At 46.1% G+C, this 2243-nt stretch carries 1 protein-coding gene; it reads left to right on the top strand.

The features are described 5' to 3' along the window. Positions 1-2161: hypothetical protein (locus DW657_RS18055; protein ID WP_158577424.1), on the top strand; the 2161-nt coding region annotated here is incomplete at its 5' end. Between the last annotated feature and the right edge of the window lie 82 nt (positions 2162-2243).

Here is a 2243-nt window from a genome sequence, read left to right as displayed (position 1 = left end):
CTTTCTCTGTGGAGGCGTGAGCAACGCTAATGGCGATTTCGTCATCCCCTGCCAGCAGAAACAGGTCCTTATGAAGGTTTCGTTCGTAGGCTATAAGACGATTTGCAAGCTGGTACCTATTGCCCGCATCGGAAATGTGAGGATGCAGGCGAATGCCTATCAACTGGGCAAGGTGGAAGTAAAGGGCAAGCTGCGTATCGACCACGGAGACCATGCCTCTTATACATTCTCTGACGAACAGATCAGGAACTCACGCCATTCACAGGATCTCCTGGGAACACTCCCGGGAATCTATACCGATCCGATGACCGGCAAGACATCCAGTATGACCGGCAAATCCATCAAGATTCTCATCAACAACGTGCCGATGACGAGCGAGAACGACTTGAAGGCTATTGCCGCCAACAAAATAAAGAAGGTGGAATACTACGAAGATCCTCCTATCAGATACGGCAATGTGGGCATCTTGATGAACATCATTACCAAGCCGCTTGATACGGGTTATACTACCGGTTTTGACGTGTCTAGTGCCTTGACCACAGGGTTTAGCAATGATAATGTGTATTTCAAGTACAACAAGGGCAATCATCAGTTTTCCTTCGATTACAGCATCAACGTGAGAAACTATCGTGACTGGATAGAAGACAACCAGTATTCCTTTACGCTTGACGACCAACAGGCTGTCTATGATTACCATCTCCACAAACGTTTTGGCTATACCGACAACAAGTTCAACCTGAAGTATGCTTACAGCAAGCCAGACAACGTAACCTTCCAGGTCACCTTTTCGCCAGAATTGTCACATAAGTTCAACCGGGGAAATAACGAGGTTGCAACGCAAGGAAACGAGGCTTGGAAGGATGGTTTCGGAAACACGAAGGATATTGTAGATTACGTGAAACCAGCAGTAGATCTCTATCTCAGCAAGCAGTTTGCCCATAAGCAGACACTCGATGTGGACGTGCTCGGCTCTTACTTCAACACCAGGCAGCAAATGCTCAACCGGCAATGGACTTCCGACAAGGATAGCATCTTGACCGATGACGACATGCACTCCAGGAGCCACATCTATTCCCTGATAGGAGAAGCAGATTATACCAAAGAATGGGAGCAGGGAGAGCTGTCGGCAGGAGTTTATACCTGGAATAAGTGGAGCGACTATAATGTGCGCAATATCCTTTCCGGCTATGAGCCATCCAAGTATTCTTCATGCATCAAGATCAATACGGTTTATGCACAATACCAGAACCATATCGGCAAGTTTACCTATCGCATAGGCGTTAAGAGCACGTGGAGAACCCAGAGCTATCAGGATCTCACCTATAACAATAACTATATTCATCCGTTGCTGTATTTATCTTATAAACTGAAGAACGGTTCGTTGCAGCTGCTATCATCCAGCGGCACCAATTACCCCGCCATCTCAACATTGAGCGAGAACATGACGATTGTCATCCCCGGACTGATGAAGCAGGGCAACCCGAATGTAAAGGCTACGATGGAATGGGGACCGATATTCAGATACACCTATAATGATTCGATGCTCTACCTGCAAGTAGCACTTTATGGAATCTATAATGACAAGGTAATTACACCTTATTATTATTGGACCACGGTGAACGACAAGCGCAGCATAGTTTCTACCTATGAAAACGGCAGTTTCTATTGGCGTTATGGCACAGGCTATTATCTTCAGTTCAAGCCGTTCAAGAACGAGGTTTTGAAACTGATGGTGGGTGGAGGTTTTGAACGGGAGGTAATCAGCAATTCCTATGGTCGCCATTGCTACTGGTGGAGTCCTTTCAAATATGGCATCAACTTCCGGAAGGGAAACTGGGGAGCATCTTACCAGGGAAATATTCCTTCGAAGATGGCAGTCCTGAACTATCGCAAGGCAGATGAGTCCAAGAGTGAATTCTCTGCTTTTTACCAGAAGGGAGCCTGGCGTTTCTCGTTCTATGGCTTGTGGATGTTTGCACCAGCCAAGTACGAGAGCCAGACGTTCGACAATCCGATTATGAACCAGACGGAACAGCACATCATCAAGGATAATCGCCGCATGCTGATGCTGGGTGTCAGCTACAACTTCTTCTCCGGAAAGAAGAAGAACATCCGGAAGAACATCAACAACTATGATTCAGATGCCGGCGCATTCAAGTAATTCCTGTATTACATTTTATCGTCTATAGACGATGAAACGACGACTTGTAGTTATAAAAAATATTCTGCTAAGGGTTAGGAAA

Origin of the sequence: Prevotella sp. AM23-5 (assembly GCF_003473645.1) — a bacterium.
Taxonomy (GTDB): Bacteria; Bacteroidota; Bacteroidia; order Bacteroidales; family Bacteroidaceae; genus Prevotella; species Prevotella copri_A.
Note: the sequence above shows the minus strand (reverse complement) of the source record. Positions and strands in the feature narration are given on the sequence as shown.